Source organism: Streptomyces sp. NPDC006265, assembly GCF_040613555.1.
In the GTDB taxonomy this organism is placed as follows: domain Bacteria; phylum Actinomycetota; class Actinomycetes; order Streptomycetales; family Streptomycetaceae; genus Streptomyces.
In genome coordinates this window covers 1-5,183 of the sequence record NZ_JBEXSH010000659.1, presented here as the reverse complement: position 1 = coordinate 5,183, position 5,183 = coordinate 1, and the positions used below count along the sequence as shown (strand labels likewise).

Below are 5,183 nucleotides of genomic sequence, written 5' to 3'. Positions count from 1 at the left end.
GAATCAATCCGCACGGTACTGAATGCACTCCGGGAATCGCGCTCGCTGTGCGCGCTGCGAATCTCGGGGGTGCGCGTCGACCCCGATCGGTGCGGCCCGGAAGCGTTCGCCGCCGGACAGCGTCGCCGCCTTCTGGTCGGCGCGGGCGCCCCGGAACAGGAAGCGCGCCAGCCGCGCCCGGATCCGGTTGGTGGTGGCGCCCGGCGCGAACCGGGCGACGTTCTCGACGACCGACAGCTCCCCGTCGAGGACGTCGAGCCGCTGCGGCAGGAACCGCAGCGGGACGTGCGCCCGCACCTCGCCCGTTTCCGGGGCCAGCTCGCCGGTGATCGTGCGCAGCAGGGTGGTCTTGCCCGCGCCGTTGCGTCCGATCAACGCGACCCGCTCGGGCCCGCGCAGGTCGAAGCCGCCCTTCACCCGGGCGCCGTACCGGAGCCCGAGATCCTGGAGGGTGAGGACGGTACGCCCCGGCGGCACCGCCGTGTACGGCAGGTCGACGCGGATCTCGTCGTCGTCGCGTACGGCCTCCACCGCCTCGTCGAGCCGCTCCCTGGCCTCGGCGAGCTTCTCCTCGTGCAGGATGCGGTGCTTGCCCGCGGACTCTTGCGCCGCGCGCTTGCGCGCCCCCATGACGATCTTCGGCTCGCGCTTCTGGTCCCACATCCTCTGCCCGTACCGCTTGCGGCGGGCCAGCTTGACCTGCGCGTCGGCCAGCTCGCGCTTCTGCTTGCGGAAGTCGGACTCGGCGACGCGCACCATGCGCTCGGCCGCCTCCCGCTCGATCTCCAGCGCCTCCTCGTAGGCGGAGAAATTGCCGCCGTGCCAGGTGATCTCTCCGGAGCGGAGATCGGCGATCTGGTCGACGAGGTCCAGCAGGTCGCGGTCGTGGCTGACGACGACCATCACGCCCGGCCAGGACTGCACGGCCGCGTACAGCCGCCGACGGGCGTACAGGTCGAGGTTGTTGGTCGGCTCGTCCAGCAGCAGCATGTCGGGCCGGCGCAGCAGCAGCGCGGCCAGCCGCAGCAGAACCGACTCGCCGCCGGACACCTCGCCGATGGAGCGGTCCAACCCGACGTGCCCGAGCCCGAGTTCGCCGAGCGTGGCGAGGGCGCGCTCCTCGACGTCCCAGTCGTCGCCGACGGTCTCGAAGTGCGTCTCGGAGACGTCGCCGGCTTCGATGGCGTGCAGGGCGGTCCGCCGGGCGGCGATGCCCAGGGCCTCGTCGACGCGCAGGGTGGTCTCGAGCGCGACGTTCTGCGGGAGGTAGCCGACCTCGCCGGCCACGCGGACGGTGCCGTCGACCGGCGCGAGTTCACCCGCGATCAGCTTCAACAGGGTCGATTTTCCCGACCCGTTGACGCCGACCAGACCGGTCCGGCCGGAGCCGAACGCGACGTCCAGGCCCTCGAAGACGGGGCTGCCGTCGGGCCAGGTGAACGCAAGGGACGTGACGGTGATGGAGGTGGACATGGGGGCCTCACTCGCGGTTGCTCGAAGCGGTCAGGGGCAAACGCGTGTCGAGACACCTGCGACCAGGGGGTGAGGTTCCATGGGCACATCACGGACATGAGAAATGCCCTGCACCTGAGGGACGGCTCGAACGCCGAGGTCGCACGCAGCGCACACCACAGAGGGGCGGCGGCGCACAGCAGTGCCGTCGAGCGGCCGGACTTCGGCGGGCCCGCGATGACGAAGCCGGGTCCGTTCTCCTCCAGGTCGATGCCGATGGGGTGGAGTTCGTCGCCGCCCACGGCAAGCAGCGCCCACAAGGGCGACGGCGCGACGAAGTCCGGGTCCAGAGCCATTGCGTCCGACGCCGTGATGCGCGTCGGCAGGGCGTCGACCCGCAGGGGGCGGCGGCCCGCCGGAACGCGGCCGTAGCGGGTTCGCGCCTCTTCCGCGATCTCGCGGAGCGCACGGACCTGGGCCTGGCCGGCAGGGTCCTGCGCCAGCAGCCCGATCTGCGTCTCGTCCACACCTGTGTCCGTGATGCGCAGGGCGCGTCCGGGCGGCATGTTCTTCGGGACCTCGCGGGCCTGGAGGCCGGCTGTGGAGTAGTCGTTCGGGTCGGCGAAGCGCATGACGAGACGGTCGGAGAAGGCCGAGGAGACGTGACCGCTGAGGCCACTTCGGTCAGCCGTCATGACGACCTTCAGGCCCGCTGCCGAACCCTCGCGGAAGAGTCTCTGGGCCGCTTCCAGCAGTTGACCGTAGTTGTAGTTCTCGAAGGTCGACGCGAAGCCCTCCCAGCTGTCCAGCAGCAGCACCATCCAGGGCAGGCGCTCTTCGGGAGGGGCACCCGCGCGCTGTTCCGCCGCGCTCGACGCACCCTCCATCGCCAGCAGTTGCTGTCGACGGGCGACCTCCACCTGCAAGCGCTGGATCAGGCGGCGGGCCCGGTCCGGTTCGTCGCGGGTCACGACAGCGCCCACGTGAGGCAGACGCACCAGCGGCAGAAGGGCGTTGGAGCCGCAGTCGATGCCGTAGACGTGCACGTCCAGCGGGGAGGTGTTCCGGGCCAGGGAGCCGGCCAGGGTACGAAGAGCCGTCGAGCGACCGGAGCGCGCGCCGCCGAGCAGCAGGGTGTGCTCGCCGTGCACAAGGTCCAGCGACACGGGCACGCGGCTCTGCTTCGCCGGCAGGTCGACCAGGCCGTACGGGATCGGGGCCACGTCGTCGCCCGGTGCGGCCGGTGCACCACCGTAGGCGGACAGTTCGTCGAGCGTGACGGATTCCGCCAGGGGTGGCAGCCACGGGCTGCGCTGCTCGCCGAAGCCCATCCGCTCGGCGCCTTCGCGTACCGCGTCTACGAGGACGGCCAGGTCCGTGACCATCGTGCCGTCGTCCTCGGCCTCGTTCCGCTTGGGCAGCGGGCGGGCATAGGCATTCCAGGGCAACGGGATCAGCGTGGCCTTCGGGCCCGTCTGGCCCGTGGCGGGGCGGCGGCCACCGATACGGGCAGACTGCACGCCGACCAGGGACTGGGCACCCGAGCGGACGTACATGCGACCTGGCGTCGACTTGGCGATCGCGCCCGAGTCCGGAGCGTCGATGACGTCCATCGACTCGGCGGCGTCCGTCACCCGCAGCGCGATGCGGAGGTTGGTGTTGGCGCGGATGTCGGCGCTCACCACACCCGCCGGACGCTGCGTCGCGAGGATCAGGTGCACGCCGAGTGAACGGCCCCGGCGCGCGATGTCGACCAGGCCCGCGATGAAGTCGGGCAGTTCGGCGACCAGGGACGCGAACTCGTCGATGACAAGCACCAGCCGGGGCATCGGCTCCAGTTCGGGGCGCAGCTTGCGGGTGTCGTTGTAGTCCTCGATGTCCTTGGCTGCGGCGTCGAAGAGGATGCGCTCCCGGCGGTGCAGTTCGGCCGCGAGCGAGGCCAGGGCCCGCTCGGTCAAATGGGCGTCGAGGTCGCTGACCATGCCGACGGTGTGGGGCAGGCGGGCGCAGTCCATGAAAGCGCTGCCGCCCTTGTAGTCGATGAGGACGTAGTTGAGTGCGTCGGGGCGGTTCGCCACCGCAAGCGAGGCGATGATCGTCTGCAGGAGCTCCGACTTACCGGCACCCGTCGTACCGGCGACCAGCGCGTGCGGCCCGTCACGGCGGATATCCAGGACGAACGCGCCGTCGGCGGCGAGTCCGATGGGTGCGGCCGTGGTCGAGCCACCCGCCCGCCAGATGCGTTCCACGTCGGTACCTGCCGGGTTGGGCATGCTCAGCAGGTTCAGCAGCCGGGCCGAGGTGGGCAGCGCGGAGTCGGAGTCGTCGCGACTGACATCGCGGACGGGGGCGAGGGAGCGGGCCAGGAGTTCGCACCATTCGTACGGAACCTGGTCGGCCAGCACATCGCCGATGGCCTCCAGGCCGAAGCCGCGTACCCGGACATGGTGGGCCGCGTCCGGTGACCAGGCCACGACGGCTTTGCACTCCTCGGGGAGCAACCGCTCGTCCTCGTCGATACAGAGGGCGAAAATGCCGTACTGCGGTCCCTCGGTGAGGAGTTGGGGAACGCCCGGGACACGGCGCAGCAGCCGTGCTCCGTCGAGGATCAGGAGCACATTGGCGTCCGGATACAGCTGGCCCGTCATGTTGTGCTGCTCGCGGGCCGCCTTGCGTCGAGCCAGTTCATTGAGCAGTTCGTTGACCCGGCGGCTGATGCCCTCCGAGTCGAAACCGACCAGGGCGACGCAGTCCTGCCCCTCGTCGGGATTGCTGTGCGGCAGCCAGTGCGCCCAGTGCCATTCGGCGCCGGCGGCGGGCGTGGCGGCCAGGGAAACCAGTGACAGGTCGCGGGGGCTGTGCAGCACGGCGGCCTGCATGCTCAGCCAGCGCGCGGTGGCCAGGGCACGGGCGCGGTCGCCCGCGATGCCGACCACGCCGAGCCGGGCGAAGGGCAGGGTGACGGGGACGTCGGGAAGGACGGGGGGTTCCGGGGGCTCCTCGTCGTGCGACGAGCCGCCACGCGCGAAGACGAGTTCCACGTCGGAGGGCAGGGCTCCTAGCCCGATACGCAGCTGCATCGCGTCCGGGTCGGTGAGCCGGCGCTCCCAGAGGCGGCGGCGCGGTCCGGTCGCGAAGAGCAGGATCTCCGCCGGGTCGGGGTTGTCCTCGCGGCGGGCGCGCTGTTCTTCCTTGCCGAGGGTGACGAGTTCGGACTCGTGGGCCGCGAGATCCTTCTTGTACTGCTTGAGGGACGTCCTGTGCTTCTTCTTGCCCTCGCGGTTCTCACTGATCCACTGGCCCAACATCATGAGCGGGCTCATCAGGCAGAACAGCAGCATGTAGATCTGCTTGGTGAGGAAGTACATCGACAGCCCGAACAGCATGGGCATGAACGCCATGATGAACTGGAAACGGGCCCGTTCCCCCTTGGAGGGAGGCACCGGCACGGCCAGCCGCCGCCGGGGCCGCAGCGGCGACAGCCGAGGGGGGCGGTTGTAGGCGAGGCCGCCTTCGCTCATCAGGGACAGATGCGCATCCGGCTCGGCCACCTGGTCGAGGACCAGCAGCGAGTCGCCCACCCGTACGACACCGCCCAGGGGCCAAGGAGTCCCGGCCGTCACCGCGTCATCGTTCAGCCGGAAGACCCGCAGCAGAAGCGGGGAGAGCAGCACGAACCACAGGTAGGTGCGCAGGTACCAGAGGATCTCCCAGGCAGGACGGAGACGGTC

The 5,183-nt window shown here is 70.5% G+C and carries 1 protein-coding gene and 1 pseudogene; both read right to left on the bottom strand.

From position 1 onward, the window contains the following. Positions 1 to 3: 3 nt before the first annotated feature. On the bottom strand, positions 4 to 1,473 hold the full coding sequence (locus tag ABZ281_RS36735; RefSeq protein WP_356662380.1) for an ATP-binding cassette domain-containing protein: 1,470 nt from the start codon (positions 1,471 to 1,473) through the stop codon (positions 4 to 6). A 179-nt stretch (positions 1,474 to 1,652) separates the two neighbouring features. Next, positions 1,653 to 5,183, bottom strand: a pseudogene (locus ABZ281_RS36730) (FtsK/SpoIIIE domain-containing protein); the annotation flags it as partial.